General features: G+C 71.2%; 20 protein-coding genes. 10 read left to right on the plus strand and 10 right to left on the minus strand.

Annotation, left to right across the window (positions count from 1 at the left end; all coding sequences use genetic code 11):
* Positions 1 to 383: 383 nt before the first annotated feature.
* Positions 384 to 1,181, minus strand: coding sequence for an alpha/beta fold hydrolase (locus tag AC3EN4_RS24100; protein ID WP_435207993.1), 798 nt, complete (start codon positions 1,179 to 1,181; stop codon positions 384 to 386).
* Positions 1,182 to 1,294: 113 nt separating this feature from the next.
* Between AC3EN4_RS24100 and AC3EN4_RS24105 the strand changes: the two genes are divergently transcribed.
* From AC3EN4_RS24105 to AC3EN4_RS24130, 6 genes are all read left to right on the plus strand, one after another.
* Positions 1,295 to 1,978 (plus strand): helix-turn-helix domain-containing protein, encoded by a 684-nt coding sequence (locus AC3EN4_RS24105; RefSeq protein ID WP_435207995.1) that lies wholly within the window; start codon positions 1,295 to 1,297, stop codon positions 1,976 to 1,978.
* On the plus strand, positions 1,975 to 2,739 hold the full coding sequence (locus tag AC3EN4_RS24110; RefSeq protein ID WP_435207996.1) for a hypothetical protein: 765 nt from the start codon (positions 1,975 to 1,977) through the stop codon (positions 2,737 to 2,739). Before AC3EN4_RS24105 ends, AC3EN4_RS24110 begins: the two co-directional genes overlap by 4 nt.
* Positions 2,740 to 2,810: 71 nt before the next feature.
* Positions 2,811 to 3,125: a DUF2516 family protein gene (locus tag AC3EN4_RS24115; protein WP_435207998.1), complete on the plus strand. Its 315-nt coding sequence runs from the start codon at positions 2,811 to 2,813 to the stop codon at positions 3,123 to 3,125.
* The gene (locus AC3EN4_RS24120) at positions 3,122 to 4,009 is read left to right on the plus strand and encodes an alpha/beta fold hydrolase (protein ID WP_435208000.1); all 888 of its coding nucleotides are present in this window, start codon (positions 3,122 to 3,124) and stop codon (positions 4,007 to 4,009) included. The genes AC3EN4_RS24115 and AC3EN4_RS24120 overlap by 4 nt, the downstream gene beginning before the upstream one ends.
* A gap of 11 nt (positions 4,010 to 4,020) precedes the next feature.
* The gene (locus AC3EN4_RS24125) at positions 4,021 to 4,758 is read left to right on the plus strand and encodes an alanyl-tRNA editing protein (RefSeq protein ID WP_007465709.1); all 738 of its coding nucleotides are present in this window, start codon (positions 4,021 to 4,023) and stop codon (positions 4,756 to 4,758) included.
* 46 nt (positions 4,759 to 4,804) lie between these two features.
* Positions 4,805 to 5,719 carry an SDR family oxidoreductase gene (locus AC3EN4_RS24130; RefSeq protein WP_435208002.1) on the plus strand — a complete coding sequence of 305 codons (915 nt, stop codon included), beginning with the start codon at positions 4,805 to 4,807 and terminating at the stop codon, positions 5,717 to 5,719.
* Positions 5,720 to 5,764: 45 nt separating this feature from the next.
* Here the strand turns inward: AC3EN4_RS24130 and AC3EN4_RS24135 are convergent, their stop codons facing one another.
* Positions 5,765 to 6,748 carry a helix-turn-helix transcriptional regulator gene (locus AC3EN4_RS24135; protein WP_435208003.1) on the minus strand — a complete coding sequence of 328 codons (984 nt, stop codon included), beginning with the start codon at positions 6,746 to 6,748 and terminating at the stop codon, positions 5,765 to 5,767.
* Positions 6,749 to 6,816: 68 nt separating this feature from the next.
* Between AC3EN4_RS24135 and AC3EN4_RS24140 the strand changes: the two genes are divergently transcribed.
* Together AC3EN4_RS24140 and AC3EN4_RS24145 are read left to right on the plus strand one after the other, a co-directional pair.
* On the plus strand, positions 6,817 to 7,608 hold the full coding sequence (locus AC3EN4_RS24140) for an EI24 domain-containing protein (RefSeq protein WP_435208005.1): 792 nt from the start codon (positions 6,817 to 6,819) through the stop codon (positions 7,606 to 7,608).
* A 1-nt stretch (position 7,609) separates the two neighbouring features.
* Complete coding sequence (locus tag AC3EN4_RS24145; protein ID WP_435208007.1) at positions 7,610 to 8,125, plus strand: O-acetyl-ADP-ribose deacetylase; 516 nt, start codon at positions 7,610 to 7,612, stop codon at positions 8,123 to 8,125.
* A 90-nt stretch (positions 8,126 to 8,215) separates the two neighbouring features.
* On the opposite strand, the gene AC3EN4_RS24150 is transcribed toward AC3EN4_RS24145, so the two are convergent.
* Positions 8,216 to 8,947: an XRE family transcriptional regulator gene (locus AC3EN4_RS24150; RefSeq protein ID WP_435208009.1), complete on the minus strand. Its 732-nt coding sequence runs from the start codon at positions 8,945 to 8,947 to the stop codon at positions 8,216 to 8,218.
* A 191-nt stretch (positions 8,948 to 9,138) separates the two neighbouring features.
* On the opposite strand from AC3EN4_RS24150, the gene AC3EN4_RS24155 reads away from it, so the two are divergent.
* Both AC3EN4_RS24155 and AC3EN4_RS24160 read left to right on the plus strand, forming a co-directional pair.
* Complete coding sequence (locus tag AC3EN4_RS24155) at positions 9,139 to 9,393, plus strand: hypothetical protein (RefSeq protein ID WP_435208011.1); 255 nt, start codon at positions 9,139 to 9,141, stop codon at positions 9,391 to 9,393.
* A gap of 134 nt (positions 9,394 to 9,527) precedes the next feature.
* On the plus strand, positions 9,528 to 9,650 hold the full coding sequence (locus AC3EN4_RS24160; protein WP_488179855.1) for a hypothetical protein: 123 nt from the start codon (positions 9,528 to 9,530) through the stop codon (positions 9,648 to 9,650).
* Here AC3EN4_RS24160 and AC3EN4_RS24165 read toward each other — a convergent pair whose 3' ends face one another.
* From AC3EN4_RS24165 to AC3EN4_RS24195, 7 genes are all read right to left on the minus strand, one after another.
* Positions 9,651 to 10,547, minus strand: coding sequence for a GNAT family N-acetyltransferase (locus AC3EN4_RS24165; protein WP_435208014.1), 897 nt, complete (start codon positions 10,545 to 10,547; stop codon positions 9,651 to 9,653). It lies immediately after the preceding gene.
* 1 nt (position 10,548) lies between these two features.
* Complete coding sequence (locus AC3EN4_RS24170; protein WP_435208016.1) at positions 10,549 to 10,962, minus strand: RidA family protein; 414 nt, start codon at positions 10,960 to 10,962, stop codon at positions 10,549 to 10,551.
* 132 nt (positions 10,963 to 11,094) lie between these two features.
* Positions 11,095 to 12,102, minus strand: a complete 1,008-nt coding sequence (locus AC3EN4_RS24175) for a LacI family DNA-binding transcriptional regulator (protein WP_435208017.1) — start codon at positions 12,100 to 12,102, stop codon at positions 11,095 to 11,097.
* A gap of 19 nt (positions 12,103 to 12,121) precedes the next feature.
* The gene (locus AC3EN4_RS24180) at positions 12,122 to 13,501 is read right to left on the minus strand and encodes a GH1 family beta-glucosidase (RefSeq protein ID WP_435208019.1); all 1,380 of its coding nucleotides are present in this window, start codon (positions 13,499 to 13,501) and stop codon (positions 12,122 to 12,124) included.
* Entirely contained in the window at positions 13,498 to 14,331 is an 834-nt protein-coding gene (locus tag AC3EN4_RS24185; protein WP_435208020.1) for a carbohydrate ABC transporter permease, read from the minus strand. Before AC3EN4_RS24185 ends, AC3EN4_RS24180 begins: the two co-directional genes overlap by 4 nt.
* A complete protein-coding gene (locus AC3EN4_RS24190; RefSeq protein ID WP_435208022.1) occupies positions 14,328 to 15,368 on the minus strand; it encodes a carbohydrate ABC transporter permease in 1,041 nt (346 codons plus the stop codon). The genes AC3EN4_RS24185 and AC3EN4_RS24190 overlap by 4 nt, the downstream gene beginning before the upstream one ends.
* Positions 15,369 to 15,438: 70 nt before the next feature.
* Positions 15,439 to 16,746, minus strand: coding sequence for an ABC transporter substrate-binding protein (locus AC3EN4_RS24195; RefSeq protein ID WP_435208024.1), 1,308 nt, complete (start codon positions 16,744 to 16,746; stop codon positions 15,439 to 15,441).
* Positions 16,747 to 16,805 lie beyond the last annotated feature (59 nt).

Consider the following 16,805-nt stretch of genomic DNA (forward strand, 5'->3'; position numbering starts at 1 on the left):
TGCGGATGGCAATAACTTCATGATCAACGGGTCAGTGTGCGGTGGTCACGGCGGCCTCGGCGGTGTTCGGGCCGGGGCGCTCGCCGGGTCGTCCGCTTGTCAGTGAGCGTGATGCCTCAGAGTCATATTTATGCCTCTGAGGCATCACGCTCATCCGAGCGCCGAGCGCCGAGCGCCGAGCGCCGAGCGCCGGCCGCCGAGTGTCGAGCGCTGAGCGCCGGCCGCCGGTCGCCGGTCGCCGGTCGCCGACCGCTGAGCGCCGGCCGCTGAGCGCTGAGTGCCGGCCGCTGAGCGCCGGCCGCTGAGCGCTGAGTGCCGGCCGCTGAGCGCCGGCCGCTGAGCGCCGCCGGATGGCGAGTGTCGGGGTGTCGGGGTGGGGTTGCTCAGGTCAGGAAGTCCAGGAGCGCGGCGTTGACCGGCGCCGGGCGCTCCAGTGGCAGCAGGTGTGCGGCGTCGGGGACGTCCGGCAGGCGTACCGCACCGGGGACCTCGGCGGCGATCCGGTCGGCGAGCCGGCGGATGTCCGGCACGTCGGCCGCGCCGGCGGTGACCAGGACGGGGATCTTCAGTTCGCCGAGGCGTCCGATCGCCGGTGGCGTCAGTTCGCCCACCTCGACCGCGCCGAGGGCCAGTTCCGCGGCCAGGGCGCGCTGGTCCATCTCCTGCGCCAGCGCCAGCAGGTCGGGGTCGACGTCGGCCGGCTGACGGGCCGGGCCGACCACCCAGAACCGCACCTCGCCGGCCGCGCCCGCGACGAAGTCGTCCGGGTCGACCTCGCCGACCAGGTCGTCCCAGAGGTCGTTGGCCTCCTCGGACCACTCGTTGCCGGAGACCGCCGTGTCGAACAGGGCGAGCGCGCTCACCCGGTCCGGATGGGCCAGCGCGGTGTCGACGGCGACCGACCCGCCGAAGGAGCAGCCGACCAGGGCGGCCTGCGGCAGGTCCAGGGCGTCCAGCAGGCCGACCACGTCGTCGTGGTGCGTGAACGGCATCGGTGGCAGCTCCGAATCGCCGTACCCGCGCAGATCCGGGGCGATCGCCCGGTGCCGGGCGGCGAGCGCGGGCAGGACGTCCCGCCACATCCGTCGGTCCGCGATGCCGGCGTGCAACAGAACGACGGGCGTACCGCTGCCGGCCTCGTCGTAGGCGAGGACTGCTCCATTGACTGTGATCTTGTGCACCAAAGGACCGTACGGACCGGGCGGGGTGGCGCGCAAATGGGACGTTGAGACCTTGCTAACTCTGGCAAGCATTTTGCTTGCAGGAGTTAGCGGAGCGGATTAGCGTCGGCGGCATGGCGACACCAAAGGACCTCCCCGACGTCGGCGGGTTCATCCGCGATCTGCGCCGTAACGCCAAGATCTCGCTGCGCCAGCTGGCCGAGCAGGCGGGGGTCAGCAACCCGTACCTGAGCCAGATCGAGCGCGGTCTGCGCAAGCCCAGCGCCGAGGTGCTTCAGCAACTGGCCAGCGCGCTGCGGGTGTCGACCCCGGCCATGTACCTGCGAGCCGGGCTGCTCGACGACAAGGAGGGCCACGGCGTGCTCGCCGCCATCGCGGTGGACCCCGACCTGACGATGGCCCAGAAGCAGTCGCTCAGCCAGATCTACGAGACCTTCCGCCGGGAGAACGCCCGGCTCTCCGAGGCGCAGGCCGCAGCCGGGGCGACCACCCCGACCGATGTCGCCGACGCGCCCGCCGACGTGGCCAATCTGGCCGCGACCGGTCCCACCACCGAGGGCGGCACGCCGACCGAGGCCGTGCTCGAGTCGGTCGCCGTCACCGAGGCGGGCCCCGCGCCCGCCCCGAGCGGCACCTCCGAGAAGAGCGGCACCTCCGAAAAGAGCGGCACCTCCGAGAAGAACAACCCGAGCGGCACGTCCGAGAAGACCAGCCCGAGCGGCACTCCCGACAAGAACGCCCCGAGCAGCACCCCCGAGAAGAAGGCCGCCGAGACGGCCGAGGAGGAGACGTCATGACCGAGCCGAAGACCAACCGCATCCCCGCTCCCATCTACGCCGCCGCCGGTGCGGCCGAGCTGGCCATCGAGCAGCTCCGCAAGCTGCCCGCGGTCGTCGGCGTGCACGGCACCCGGGTCGTCGCCGACCTGGGCGGCCGGGCGGTGCTGACCGGCTTCGAGCTGCGCCAGAAGGCCACCGAGACGCTGCGTACGGCCAACGAGACCGCCGGCACCCTGCGTGACCGGGCGCAGGCCGAGCTGGACCTGGCCAAGCTGCGCGAGTCGGCCGACCTGGCCAAGCTGCGCGAGGTCGCCGACATCGAGAAGCTGCGTGCTGCCGCCACCCGCAACGCGGCCGTGGTCGTCACCGCCGCCCAGGCCGCCCAGGAGCGGGCGTTCGCCGCGTACGGCGCGTTGGTGGCCCGTGGCGAGCGGGTCGTGGGCGCCGGCGTGCTGGAGGCCGCCGAGACGGTAAACGCGGACATCGAGGCCACCGAGGCGACCGCCGCGACGGCGGCGCCGGCCGCCACGCCCGCCTCGACCGCGACGACGGCCCCGGCCGCCACGCCCGCCCCGACCGCGGCTCCGGCCGCCACGCCGGACCCGACCGCGACGACGGCCCCGGCGGAGGTGCCGAGCCCGGCCGAGGTCGCCGAGATCGCGGAGGCCAAGCCGGCCGCCGTCAAGAAGGCCACCCGGGCGAAGGCCGCGAAGCCGGCCGAGACCCCGTCGGCCAAGCTGCCCCGGGCCACCAAGCGGACCCGCCCGGCGGCCGAGTAGTTCAACCGGTCGGCGATCCCGACGGCGTCCTTGACGGACGTAGTCGGGGTCGCCGACATAAACTTGCCGGCATGGCCACCGCCGCGCCGATCTTCGCGTTCGAAGTCCGTTACGTGATCGAGCTGATTCTGCTCGTCTTCGCGTTGATCATCCAGGGTGTCGCGCTGGTGCATGCCATCACGCAGCGCTCCGACGCTTTCGCCGCCATCGGCACGCTGCCCAAGGGCGGTTGGATCGCGATCCTCGCGGTCTGCCTCGTCCTGATCCTGCTCAGCCGGGGTCCGATCAGCCTCTTCGGACTGATCGGCATCGCCGCCGCGCTCATCTACCTGCTCGACGTGCGGGTCGGCCTGCGCGACCTCAGTGACGGCAAAGGGTTCTGGTGAGAGGTTTCCGCTGGCCTCCGCCACCGGACAGCGGTCCCCGCACCTTCGGTCCCGGCCCGGGTGGGCCGCGTACCGGCCGACCTGCGATCCCCGACCCGGAGACCGAGCTGGTCGCCACGCCGCACGGCGTGCAGTTGGAACGCCTGGTCACCGGCGTCGGTGACCCGGTCACCGTCTTCGCGCACGGGCTGGGTAACGGGATCGCCACCACGCGACCGTTCGGTAGCGGGGTGGCCGGTCGTCGACTGTTCTTCCAGTTCCGGGGGCACGGCCGTTCGGACGCCCCGCCCGGCTCGTGGACCTATCTCGACCTCGCCCGTGACCTGCGGGCGATCGCCGACCTCGGCGGCGCCAACCGGGCGTTCGGGGCGAGCCTCGGCGCGGGGGCGCTCTGCCGGCTGCTCGCCGAGAGCCCGGAGCGCTTCGAGAAACTGGTGTTCTTCCTGCCGGCGGCGCTCGACCAGCCGCGTGGTCCGGTCGCCTGGGAGCGCATCGGCGCACTGGTGGATGCCGTGGCCAGCGGGGACGCGGGGGCCGTCGCGGACGTCGTCTCGCTGGAGCTGCCGGCGGCGGTCCGTAACACGCCGGCCGGCTGGGCGTACCTGCGGCAGCGGCTCGACCAGTTGCTCCGCGACGGCCTGGACGAGGGCCTGGGCACCCTGGCGGGTCAGGTGCCGCTGGACGACGCCGGGGTGCTGGCGGCGGTCACCGCGCCGGCCCTGGTGATCGGGTGCGTGGGCGACGAGCTGCACCCGGTCGAGGTCGCCGAGCAACTCGCGGCCGCGCTGCCCCGGGCCACCCTGCACGTGTACGACCGCCCCGGCTTCCTCTGGACGGAACGCGCCGACCTGCGGGGGCGTATCTCCGGCTTCCTCAACGAGTAACGTGCCCTGTCATGGGCGTCACACAGCATGGCCGGACGCACCGGCTGGATCTCGCCGACCCGACCCTGCGCGAGTGGACCTGCACGGTCCTGCACGCCGACCCGGAGCAGGGCATCGTGCTCGACCGCTCGGCGTTCTACCCGGGCGGCGGCGGCCAACCGCCGGACCACGGCGTACTGCTGTGGCAGGGCGTGCAGACCCGGATCGTCGGTACGCGCAAGGGCGACGACCCGTACCTGATCCCCGCCGAGGGTGACCCGTTGCCGCCGGTCGGCACCGAGGTCGTCGGTGCGGTGGAGGACGAGCGCCGCACCCGTCTGATGCGTACCCATTCGGGGTTGCACGTGCTCTGCGGTGTGGTGTTCCGGGACTTCGGCGCGCTGGTCACCGGCGGCAACATGGAACCGGGCGAGGCCCGGATGGACTTCAACCTGCCCGAGGTGCCGCCGGACTTCAAGAGCCGCATCGAGGAGCTGGTCAACGCCGAGGTGGCCGCCGACCGCTCGGTCGCCACCCGGGTGCTGCCGCGTACCGAGGCGTTGGCCCTGCCGGACATCATCCGCACCCAGTCGAACCTGATCCCGCCCGACGAGCAGGAGGTGCGGATCGTCGACATCGTCGGTCTGGACGTTCAGGCGGACGGCGGCACCCACGTCGCGTCCACCGCCCAGATCGGCAAGGTGCAGGTGGTCAAGGTGGAGAGCAAGGGTCGGGCCAACCGGCGGGTCCGGGTCCGACTGGTGGATTGACGAATTCGGACGTCGGCTGTCAGGTATCGCTGGCAGCCTCGCAGGCATGACACAACCGCTCGCAGGAAAGATCGCGCTCGTCGCCGGTGCCACGCGGGGTGCCGGTCGACAGATCGCCGTCCAGTTGGGTGCCGCCGGCGCCGCCGTGTACGCCACCGGCCGCAGCAGCCGTGCCGGCCGCTCGGAGATGGACCGGCCGGAGACCATCGAGGAGACCGCCGAACTGGTCACCGCGGCCGGCGGCACCGGCATCGCCGTGCAGGTCGACCACCTGGTGCCGGAGCAGGTCCGTGACCTGGTCGCCCGGATCGACGCCGAGCAGGGTGGCCTGGACGTGCTGGTGAACGACATCTGGGGCGGCGACCCGCTGGTCACCTGGGACAAGCCGGTCTGGGAGCAGCCGCTCGACAAGGGCTTTCGCACCCTGCGGCTGGCCATCGACACGCACATCATCACCAGCCACTTCGCCCTGCCGCTGCTGATCCGCAAGCCCGGTGGCCTGGTGGTCGAGATCGGCGACGGCACCAAGGCGTACAACGACCAGAACTACCGCCTCTCGGTCTTCTACGACCTGGCCAAGGTCTCGGTCAACCGGCTCGCCTTCAGTCAGGCGCACGAGCTGAAGCCGCACGGCTGCACGGCCGTCGCCCTCACCCCCGGGTGGCTGCGTTCCGAGGCGATGCTGGAGCACTTCGGCGTCACCGAGGAGAACTGGCGCGACGGCGCCGCCACCGACCCGCACTTCCTCATCTCCGAGACCCCCGTCTTCGTCGGCCGCGCGGTGGCCGCGCTCGCCGCCGACGAGGACAAGGCCCGCTGGAACGGCCAGTCCGTCGACGCGGGCACGCTGTCCAAGGTGTACGGCTTCACCGACGTCGACGGCAGCCAGCCGGAGGCGATCCGCTACATCGTCGAGGTCGTCGAGGCGGGCAAGCCGGCCGACGTCACCGGCTACCGCTGACCGGTCACCGCTCGGCCCGCCGACGTGACGGGCCGCTGACCGGCGTCACGGCACGACCGGGTCGTCGTATCGTGCGGCGGCCCGGCGTGCCGCGTCCGCCAGGCGTCCGCGCAGCTCCGGCGGGTCGAGCGCCTCCACCTCCGGGCCCAGCGCCAGCAACTGGGCGTACGCGACGCCGACCGTCTCCACAGGCAGCCGCGCCACCACCCAGCCCTGCTCGTCCGGTTCGCTGAGGGTGGTGACGACCTCGTCGTACACCTCGGGGGCGTCGACCACGTGCCGGAGCCGGCGCAGGCCGGCGGGGCTCAGCCGGACGGTGACCTCGGCCCGCAGCATGGTCCGCAGGAACGACCCGGCCTGCTCGCGCCAGTGCCCGGCCAGGTCGAAGCCCGCGTCGCGGGCGAACTGCTCCTCGCCCACCTCGACGCCGGTCACCCGGTCCACCCGGTAGGTGCGCATGTCGTCGCCGACCCGACCGATCAGGTACCAGGTCGCGTTCTTGAGTACGAGCCCGTACGGCTGCACCCGCCGGGTCACCTCGTTGTCGCCGCGCCGGTAGCGCAGCTGTACCACCCGGTCGTCCCAGACCGCCCGGGCCAGCTCGGCCAGCCAGGTCGGCGGCGGTGTCTCCTGGAACCAACCCGGCACGTCCAGGTGGAACCGCTGACCGGTGCGGACGGGCGCGTCGCGCAGGGCCGGCGGCAGGGCGGCGAGGACCTTCAGCTCGGCGCTGGCGACCGCGTCGGCCAGGCCCATGTCGCCGGCCGGGCCGGGCAGGCCGGCGAGGAAGAGCGCCTCGGCCTCGTCGCGGGTCAACCCGGTCAACCGGGTGCGGTAGCCGCCGAGCAGCCGGTACCCGCCGGCCCGGCCCCGGTCCGCGTACACCGGCACCCCGGCGGCGGAGAGCGCCAGCACGTCCCGGTAGACGGTCCGCTCGGAGACCTCCAGCTCCCGTGCCAGCTCGCCGGCCGTCATCGAACCGCGCGCCTGCAACAGCAGCAGCAACGAGATCAGTCGGGAGGCGCGCACCCGCCCATCCTGCCTGGTGCCGCTCGCCGTCCGGCGGATTCGATCACTGGTGGTTAGGCTGCTCGATCGTGGACGCCAGCAGAATCGCCAGCCCGGTGACCGGGGCCGTCGGACGTTTCCTCCTCGGGGTGCGGCTGCTCCTGCGCGGGTTGGGTCTCTACGTGCGCAGTCCGAAGCTGATGCTGCTCGGCATCGTGCCGGCGCTGATCTCCGGCGCGCTGTTCGTGGCGGCGTTCGCCACCCTCGTGTACTTCGTGGACGACCTGGCCGCCCTGGTCACCCCGTTCGCCGACGACTGGTCGCGGACCGGCCGCAGCCTGGTCCGGGTGATCGCCGGGCTGGCCTTCCTGGGGATCGGCGGACTGCTCGCGGTGATCAGCTTCACCGCGGTCACCCTGGTCATCGGCGACCCGTTCTACGAGAAGATCTCCGAGAAGGTGGAGGAGCGGCTCGGCGGCACCCCGGACGCCGTGGAGGTGCCGTTCTGGTCGTCGCTGCGCCGCAGCACCGCCGACTCGGTACGCCTGGTGGCCCTCACCGCGCTCGTCGGCATCCCACTGTTCCTCGCCGGCTTCATTCCGGTGGTCGGCCAGACGGTGGTCCCGGTGATCGGGGCGGCCGTGGGTGGCTGGTTCCTCGCCGTCGAGCTGGTCGGCGCACCCTTCTACCGGCGCGGCATGCGGCTGCCGCAGCGCCGGACGATCCTCAAGGCGGACCGGCCCATGGCGCTCGGCTTCGGCGTGGCGGTCTTCCTGTGCTTCCTCATCCCACTCGGCGCGGTGCTGGTCATGCCGGCCGCCGTCGCCGGCGCCACCCTGCTGGCCCGCCGCTCGTTGGGCCAGTCGATCGAGGAGAGCTGACGTGGAGATCACCCTGATCGAGGGCGACATCACCGACCAGCGGGTCGACGCCATCGTGAACGCCGCGAACTCGTCCCTGCTCGGCGGCGGTGGCGTGGACGGCGCGATCCACCGACGCGGTGGGCCGGCCATCCTGGCCGAGTGCCGGGCGCTGCGCGCGTCCACGTACGGCCGAGGGCTGCCCACCGGGCAGGCGGTGGCGACCACCGCCGGGAACCTGCCGGCCCGCTGGGTCGTCCACACGGTCGGCCCGGTCTTCTCGGCCGCCGAGGACCGCTCGGGGCTGCTGCGCGACTGCTACGCCAACAGCCTGCGGGTCGCCGACGAGTTGGGCGCGTCCACGGTGGCGTTCCCACTGATCTCCGCCGGCATCTACGGCTGGCCGGTCGACGACGCGGTCCGCCAGGCGCTGTCGGTGCTCCGCGCGGCCACGCCCGCCAGGGTCAGCGAGGTACGCCTGGTGCTCTTCGGCGCGGAAACCCACGCAACGGCCCGCGAGGTCTTCGACGCGGCGTAGGTCTTTTTTCGGCGGCTCCCGACTTGATCACTTGATGCCCACCAGTTCCCAGAAGCCTTTTTCAACTGGTCACCATCAACTGATCACTGGCTAGACCGTTCGCGCCTCGCCCCACAGGGACTCGAAGTGCTCCACGTAGCGATCGAACGGGCCACCCGTCTCGCGGCGTCGGAGGTGCATCGTCACCGAATCCTGCCCGAGCCCAGCGCCGATGTGAGTAGCCACGATCGCCTCGTCGTCGAAGACCCAGACGGACATGGCAACGTGCCGATCTGACAGTCGGACGGCAAGGGGTGCGGGAGACTTCGCGATCTCCGCCTGGGTCATGGCTATGCGGGTCGCGAGCGTGAGCGGAGTGGCCTCGATGCCTTCTCGTGCCGTGGTGATCTCACTATCGGGGTCACCGAGCAGGAAACGTACGTCGCCGCCGCTCTGCGCCTTCGCGCCGAGCGTAGCGGGGGCATTTGGCACCTCAAGCCACACGAAGTAGCTCGTGTACCCGCCGAACCACAACCGTCTGTCCGCCTTGTCGATCAACTCGCGGAACAGCGAACGCGGCAGGTCGGAACGGCGTGCGTACATGCCGACCAATTCGCGGTCTGAACCGATCTTGATCGCGCGGCGGGCGACTTCTGGCCATAACACCTCTACATCCTTGCCCAACACCCCAGCAGCGCGCATCCGGGAGCGGGGATGAGGTATGCGACCCCTGCTGATCCACCGCTCAACGGTCTTTGCGTCCACATCGCACTTTGTGGCGAGGTCGGCAACGGTCATTCCCGCCGACCTCAGGGCGATCCCGAGGACGTCGTTTCGCGTCATCGCAAGGGGACCTTTCCTAGACGTCCCTCGATGGTCGCATACGGACGGTGCAGGCGTCCGATACACGCTGGAACGGTGTCAGGTGAGCGGCACTGCTGGTGGAGGTGTAGCCCGGCGGCGGTGTCAGCCCGGGGCCGTCCCTTGGGCGAGCACTCAGGGGCGGCCCCTCCTGGCCCACCGGAGGGGGAGACATGCCCGCAGCACCAGGAGCGACATTCCGGGCCGGCGACCTGCTACGCCTGTCGGCGACCGCGAGCGTGCAGTTCCTGCGCCCGATCACCGTGCGGGTCATCCGCGAGTTGGAGTGGGACGCGTACGACGGGTGGGTGTGGCTCGACGCGTACGAGCTGGGGGTGCGCGGTGACGCGGTCGCCCGGCGTGAGCTTTACGTGCGGCGCGAAGGCGTGCAGCTACTGAAGGCCCGCCTGCCCGTGTGCACCCGATGAGCCCGCGACCGCGTCCGCATCACGCCGGCCTGCCGCACTGGCGCTGTACCCGCTGCGGTGCACACTGGCCGTGTTCTGCCGCGCGGCTGTCGCTGCTGTCCCGCTGGCGGGGCGACCGGGTCGGGATGCTGCTCATGTTGACCACGCTCGCGCAGGAGGCGTTCGCCGACGCGCTCAAGCTGGGCCTGCGGCCGGACCCGGCGTTGTACGTCGCGCGGTTCCTGGAGTGGACGCGCCCGCGCAACCAAGCTGACTGATCAGGTCAGGTCGGCCAGGCAGGCCCAGAGGGTCGTCACCGGGCGGTAGCCCAGCCGGGCGTTGATCGCCAGCATCGGCGCGTTCGACTCGTCGTTCGAGGTGTACGCGATCCGTACGCCGGCCTCGGCGGCCCGGTGCAGCGCCGCCGTCTTGGCCAGTCGGGCCAGTCCTCGCCCTCGGTACGTCGGGACCGAGCAGGTGTAGTCCGACCACATCCGGTCACCGTCCCGTTTCACGAGGCTGAACGCCGTGACCTCGCCGTCGACAAGGGCTGCGGTGCTGGCCGTCTTGTCCAGGCCAGGTTCGTCCCAGACGTCGTACTGCCAGCTCTCGAAGGTGACCGCGTCGACGGGTACGTCACCGGGTTCGTCGACGGCCGAGGCGACGTCCGCCGCGTAGAGCAGGTGCGGGTCCATCTCGGCGATCGGCCACAGCCGTACGCCGGGAGGCGGCTCGGGCAGCGCGGGCGGCGGGGTCAGGTCCAGCGCCGAGTAACGCACCTCGCGGCTGGGCTCGAACCCGTGCCGGCGGGCGAAGGGCAACGAGTCCGCCGCGGCCATGGTGCGGACGCGGTGCACCCCGAGCGGGCGGAGGTGGTCGGTCGCGGCGGTCAACAGCGCCGTCCCGATGCCCCGACGACGGTGCTCGGGGTGTACGTGCAGCGTGTTGACGTCGCCGAAGCCCGGCACCGACGTCGACGTGTTGGGCTCGGCGGACGTCCAGCCGACCACCTGGCCGTCAACCTCGGCCACCAACGCGATCCAGCCCTCGTTCGGCGGAGGATCGGCAAGCATCTTGCGGGTCGACTCGACCCCGCGCACCAGGTACGGGTGGACGATCGCCCGCAGCGCCACCACAGCGGCGGCGTCGTCCGGCCGGGCTTCGCGGATGCGCATGTCAGGCCCCCGTCCGTACGGCGGCGACGGCCTCGACCTCGACGAGCTGGTCGGAGTAGCCGAGCACGGCCACCCCCAGCAGGGTGCTGGGCGGGTCGTGGTCGCCGAAGAAGTCCCGGACCACCTCCCAGACGGTCACCAGATCCGCCTGGCGCGACGATGCCACGTACACGGTGGTCTTGACGACGTCGGTGAGCCGCGCGCCGGCCGCCCCGAGGGCGGTCTCCAGGTTCGTCATCACCTGCCGGGCCTGCGCGGCGTGGTCGCCCGGCGCGACGGTACGACCCTCGGCGTCGAGCGGGCACGCGCCGGCGGTGAACACCAGGCGGGCGGGAGGTTCGACGGTCGCCGCGTACGCGTACTCGGCGACGTCGGAGAGGGCGGGCACGTGCAGCAGCGCGACAGGATCCGGCATGCCGGCGAGGCTAACGACGATCGCCCGCCGCAGCGACGCATTAACGCGGCAGGCAGCAAGTTCAGGGTTGTTGCTGCCTCGCGGCGTCGGGAAGCAGCAACAACACTGAAGTTGCGCGGATCATGAGGGCAATCACGCCGACGCGCGGATGATCAGCTCGGTGTCCAGCATGACGGCCGGTTCGATCGCTTCCCCGGCGGCGAGGCGGAGCAGTTGCCGGGTCATCCGGCGGCCGAGCTCCACGATCGGCTGGCGGACGGTGGTCAGCGGCGGTTCGGTGTACGCGGCGGTCTCGATGTCGTCGAAGCCGACCACCGCCACGTCCTCCGGCACCCGCCGGCCGGCGGCGTGCAGCGCCCGCAGGGCGGCGTGTGCCATCAGGTCCGAGGCGGCGAAGACCCCGTCCAGGTCGGGGTGGTCGGCGAGGAGCTGCTGCATCGCCGCCGCGCCGGACTCCCGGGTGAAGTCACCGACGGCGACCAGCTCGGGCAGCCCGGCGGCGCTGACCGCCTCCCGGTAGCCGTTCAGCCGTTCGATGCCGGCCACCATGTCCTGCGGGCCGGCGATGGTGGCGATCCGCCGCCGACCGCTGTCGATCATGTGCCGGACGGCGGCGGTGACCCCGCCGACGTGGTCGACGTCCACGTACGGCACGGGTACGTCGCCGAGCGGCCGGCCGCTGACCACCACGGGGATGCCGAGGCGGGCCAGGGTGCCGGGCAGCGGGTCGGCGCCGTGCAGCGAGGCGAAGAGCACCCCGTCGACGTGGCGGCCGGTGGTGTACCGCTCGACCCGCTGGTGCCCGGCCGGCGAACCGGCCAGCATCAGCACCAACTGCTTGTCGGCGGCCTCCAACTCCTGGCTGACGCCCCGGATGATGCCGGGGAAGACCTGGTCGTCGGAGAAGACCCGGGTGGCCGCCTCCGGCATGACCAGGGCGATCGAGTCGGTGCGCTGGGTGACGAGGCTGCGGGCGGCGAGGTTGGGCACGTACCCCAACTCGGCGACCGCCCGCTTGACGGCCTCCCGGATCGGCTCGGCGACGGTGGTGGAGCCGTTGACCACCCGGGAGACGGTGGCCCTGGACACCCCGGCCCGTGCCGCCACCGCCTCCAGCGTCGGCCGCTGCGCCGTCGTCATCGTGACCGCCCCCCGCTCGTCACAGCCCGTTCCGGGAGATCACCTCCTGGTACCACCGGGCGCTGGCCTTCGGTGTGCGCCGCTGGGTCAGGTAGTCGACGTGCACGATCCCGAACCGCTTGCGGTAACCCTCCGCCCACTCGAAGTTGTCCAACAATGACCATACGAGATACCCGCGCAGATCAACGCCCCGGGAGATCGCCTCGTGGGCGGCCCGCAGGTGCCCGTCGAGGTAGGCGATCCGGTCGTTGTCGATCACCTGCCCCAGCCCCTCGGACGACTCGGCACCCGCCTTGTCGGGGAACGCCGCGCCGTTCTCGGTGATCAGCAGGGGCACGCCGGGGTAGTCGGCGGCGATCCGTTCCAGCAGCCGCGTCAACCCGGCCGGTTCGATCATCCAGCCCATGTCGGTGAGGGGTCCGCTCGGCGGCAGGAAGTGCACGGCGCCCTCGGTCCCCGGGTACGCGCCGTCACCGTCGCCGTCCGGCCGCCCCGCCACGTAGGTGGGCGCGTAGTAGTTGAGCCCGAGCAGGTCGATCGGGGCGGCGATCAGCTTCTCGTCGCCGTCGTGGATGAACGTCGGCTCGACGATCCGCGCCACGTGCTCGCGGACGTCGTCGGGGTAGCCGCCGGCCAGCAGCGGATCCAGGAAGATCCGGTTGTGCAGGCCGTCGACCAGCCGGACGGCGGCCGCGTCCGCCGCGCTCTGCGGGTCCGCCGGTCGTACATCAGCGGGGTTGATGGTGATGCCGACGCTGCGCGCGCCGGCCGCGCGCAGCGCCCGCGCCGCCAGGCCGTGCGCCAGAAGCAGATGGTGTACGGCGGTGAAGGCCGCCGCCCCGTCCCGCTCACCCGGGGCGTGCACCCCGTTGCCGTACCCGAGGTAGGCCGAGCACCACGGCTCGTTCAGGGTGGTCCAGGTGTCGATCCGGTCGCCCAGGCGGGCGTGGACCGCGGTGGCGTACGTGGCGAAGTGCTCGGCGGTCTCCCGGTTGGTCCAGCCGCCCCGGTCCTCGAGGCTCTGCGGCAGGTCCCAGTGGTAGAGGGTGACGATCGGGTCGATGCCCCGGGCCAGCAGGGTGTCGGTCAGCCGGTCGTAGAAGTCGAGCCCGCGTGGGTTGACCGGGCCGCTGCCGTCGGGCTGGATCCGGGGCCAGGCGACCGAGAACCGGTACGACTTCAGGCCCAGCTCGGCCATCAACGCCACGTCGTCGGCGTACCGGTGGTAGTGGTCGCAGGCGACGTCGCCGGTGTGGCCCTGGTAGACCTTTCCGGGCGTACGGCAGAAGGTGTCCCAGATGGACGGACCGCGACCGTCGTCGCGGGCCGCGCCCTCGATCTGGTACGCGGCGGTGGCCGCTCCCCAGAGGAAATGTTCGGGAAATCGGATCTCGTTCACGCCTTGACCGCACCTTCCATGATCCCGCCGATGATCTGGCGACCGAACAGCACGAAGACCAGCAACAGGGGCAGCGTCGCGATGGCCGTGCCGGTGAACACCTGCGACATGTCCTGGTAGTACCCGTCGGACAACGCCCGTAGCGAGAGCTGAACGGTCGGGTTGGCCGGGTCGTTCAGCACAGCGTACGGCCACAGGAAGTCGTTCCAGGTGGTCATGAACGTGAGCAGGCCGAGCACGGCGGCGGCCGGGCGCAGTGCCGGCAGCACGACGTGCCACCAGACCCGGGCGGTGCCGCAGCCGTCCATCCGGGCGGCCTCGATCAGCTCGTCGCTGATGGCCTGGCCGGCATACTGCCGCATCATGAACACGCCGAACCCGGTGACCAGCACGGGGACGATCACCGCGGGCAGCCGGTCGTTCCACTGCAACTTCGTCATCAGCAGGTAGAGCGGGATCACGCCGAGCTGCGTCGGCACCATCATGGTCGCGATGATCACCAACAGCAGCGCGTTGCGGCCCCGGAAGCGCAGCTTGGCGAAGGCGAACCCGGCCAGGCTGGAGAAGAACACCACCGAGACGGTGACCGTGGTCGCCACGATCACCGAGTTGATCAGGCCGGTGAGGAAGTACGCGTCGGTGTTGTCGAACAGCCGGGCGATGTTGGCGCCCAGGTTGTTGCCCGGCGTGACCGGGGGCGGCAGTTGGCCCATCGCGTCGCTGGTACGACTCGCGACGACGAACATCCACCAGATCGGGAAGATCGACAGGACGGCCGCGACGATCAGGGCGAAGTAGGTGAGCGGACTGGCCCGCCAGAGCCGACTCATCGGGTTCCCTTCCTGCCGGTGCCGGACGAGCCGCTTCGACCGGTGCCAGCTGTGCCGCCTTTGCCGCTGCCGGCTGTGCCGCCGAGGCGGCGCAGGACCAGCACGTTGACGGCCGCGACGAGGGCGATGAGCGCGAAGAGCAGCCACGCCACCGCCGAGCCGTACCCGAAGTTGTAGTGCGGCGCGAAGGCGTTCTCGAACATGTACATGGTCAGGGTCTGCGACTCGCGCAGCGGTCCGCCCCGGATCGGGTTGGTGCCGGAGTGGAACATCCGGGGCTCGGTGAAGAGTTGGAGGCCGCCGATGGTGGCGATGATGGTGCAGAAGATGATCGTCGGTTTGAGCAGCGGAACGGTGACCGACCAGAACTGTCGGGCCCGGCTCGCACCGTCGATCGCCGCCGCCTCGTAGAGGTCGCGGGGGATGGCCTGCATCGCGGCCAGCAGGATCAGCGCGTTGTAGCCGGTCCACCGCCAGTCGACCATCGCGGAGATCGCCACCCAGGAGGCGATCCGGTTGGACTTCCACTCGATCGCGTCCAGCCCCACCAGGTCGAGCAGCCAGTTGACCATGCCGAAATCGCGGCCGAAGAGCACCCCGAAGACGATCGCCACGGCGGCCGTGGAGGTGACGTTGGGGACGAGCACCGCCATCCGCCAGCCCGTACGCCCCCGCAGCCCGCGGTTCAGCAGGTTGGCCAGCCAGAGCGCGGCGAGCAACTGCGGCACCGTCGAGATGACGAAGATGCCCAGCGTGTTGACCAGCGCGTGCCAGAAGTCCGGGTCGGCGAGCAGCCGGGTGTAGTTCTCCGCGCCCACGAACGGGTGCTCGCTGCCGAGCAGGTCCCAGTCGTGCAGCGAGACCCAGAAGGTGTACGCCAGCGGGTAGACCCCGAACACCGCGAAGAGCAGGAAGAACGGGGCGATGTAGAGGTACGGCGAGTAGCGGGTGTCGAGGCGGCTGAGCCGACCCGACGATTGTCGGCGGGGTTTGGTCGCCGGTGTGACCGGCGGGCGGGCGTCGAGCTGGACCGTCATGCCCGGGAACTCCTTTCCGTCGTGCGGGCGGCACCCCGGCTCCCGGAGTCCGCCCGCACGCTGGCTCGGGCTACTTGGCGGCGGCCTTCTTCGCGTTGGTCACCGCGTCCGTCCAGCCCTGCGCCGGGCTGCGCTGGCCCAGCTCCACGGTCCGTACGGCGTTCTCCACCTCGGTCCGCACGGCCTGGTTCTTGGGGCCCATGTAGACCGGCTTGAGGCTCTTCGCGCCGGTGCCGAAGATCATCCCGACCGGCGCGTCGGAGAAGTACGCGTTCGTCGACTGGGCGATCGCCGGGTCGTCGAGCGCCTGCGGCGAGGACGGCAGTGGCCCCTTGGCCTTGAACGCCCCGATCTGGCCCTTGGCGCTGGTCAGGAACTTGGCCAGCTCGATGGCCTCGGCCTGGTGCTTGCTCTGCTTCGGCACGGCGAGGTGCGACCCGCCCCAGTTGCCGCCGTTGCCGGGCACCCGGGCGATGTCCCACTTGCCCTTGGCGGCCGGGCCGGCGTTGCCCTCGATGACCCCGGTCATCCACGCGGGGCAGGCGATGGTGGCGAACTTCGTCTGCTTGAAGGCGGACACCCACTCCTCGGACCACGAGCCGTACTTTCCGGAGAGGCCCGAGTCGATGATGTCCATCGTGGTGTCCCATGCCTGTCGTACGGCCGGGTTGCTGTCGACCACGACGTTGCCGCTGGTGTCGTAGTAGCTGTAGCCGGTGGTGTTGCCGGCGGTCTGCAACAGGATCGTGTTGAAGGTGTTGGTGGCCGCGTCGAGGAAGGACGCCCCGGTCTTCGCCGCGACGAACTTCTCCCCGGTGGCGATGTAGTCCTGCCAGGTGGGCCAGAGCTTCGACACCTCGTCCCGCTCGGTGGGCAGACCGGCCTTTTCGAAGAGGTCCTTGCGGTAGCAGATGGCGATGCCGCCGACGTCGGTGCCGAGGCCGATGAGCTGCTTGCCGTCGGCGGTCAGGCCGGCGTTCCACTTCCACTCCAGGAAGTTGCCCTTGAGGTCGGCGGCGCCGTGGTCCAGCAGGTTGACGAAGTTGTTCGGGTTCGCCTTGTACTCGACGAGCAGGCCCTCCTCGATGGCCACGATGTCGCCGGCGCCCCGGCCGGCGGCGAGCCACTGGGTCAGCTTCGGTGAGTACTCGTCGAGGTTGCTGCCGGTGCCCCGCTCGACGATCTTCACGCCGGGGTGCGCGGCCATGTACTCCTGGTAGAGCTGGTCGTAGCCGAACTGACCGAAGACGTCGACGGTCAGCGTGATCGGCCCGCCCGCGTCGGCGTCGTCACCGCCGCCGCAGCCGGCGGTGACGAGCAGGGCGGTCGTTGCGGCGAGGGCCACCGCGGCGAGGCGGCGGCGCGGAAGGACAGCCATCGTATGGACCTCTCTCAACGTGGTGAGGTGGTGGCAGAAGGCCAAGAGAGCGCTCTCAC

The organism is Micromonospora sp. bgisy143 (assembly GCF_057708145.1).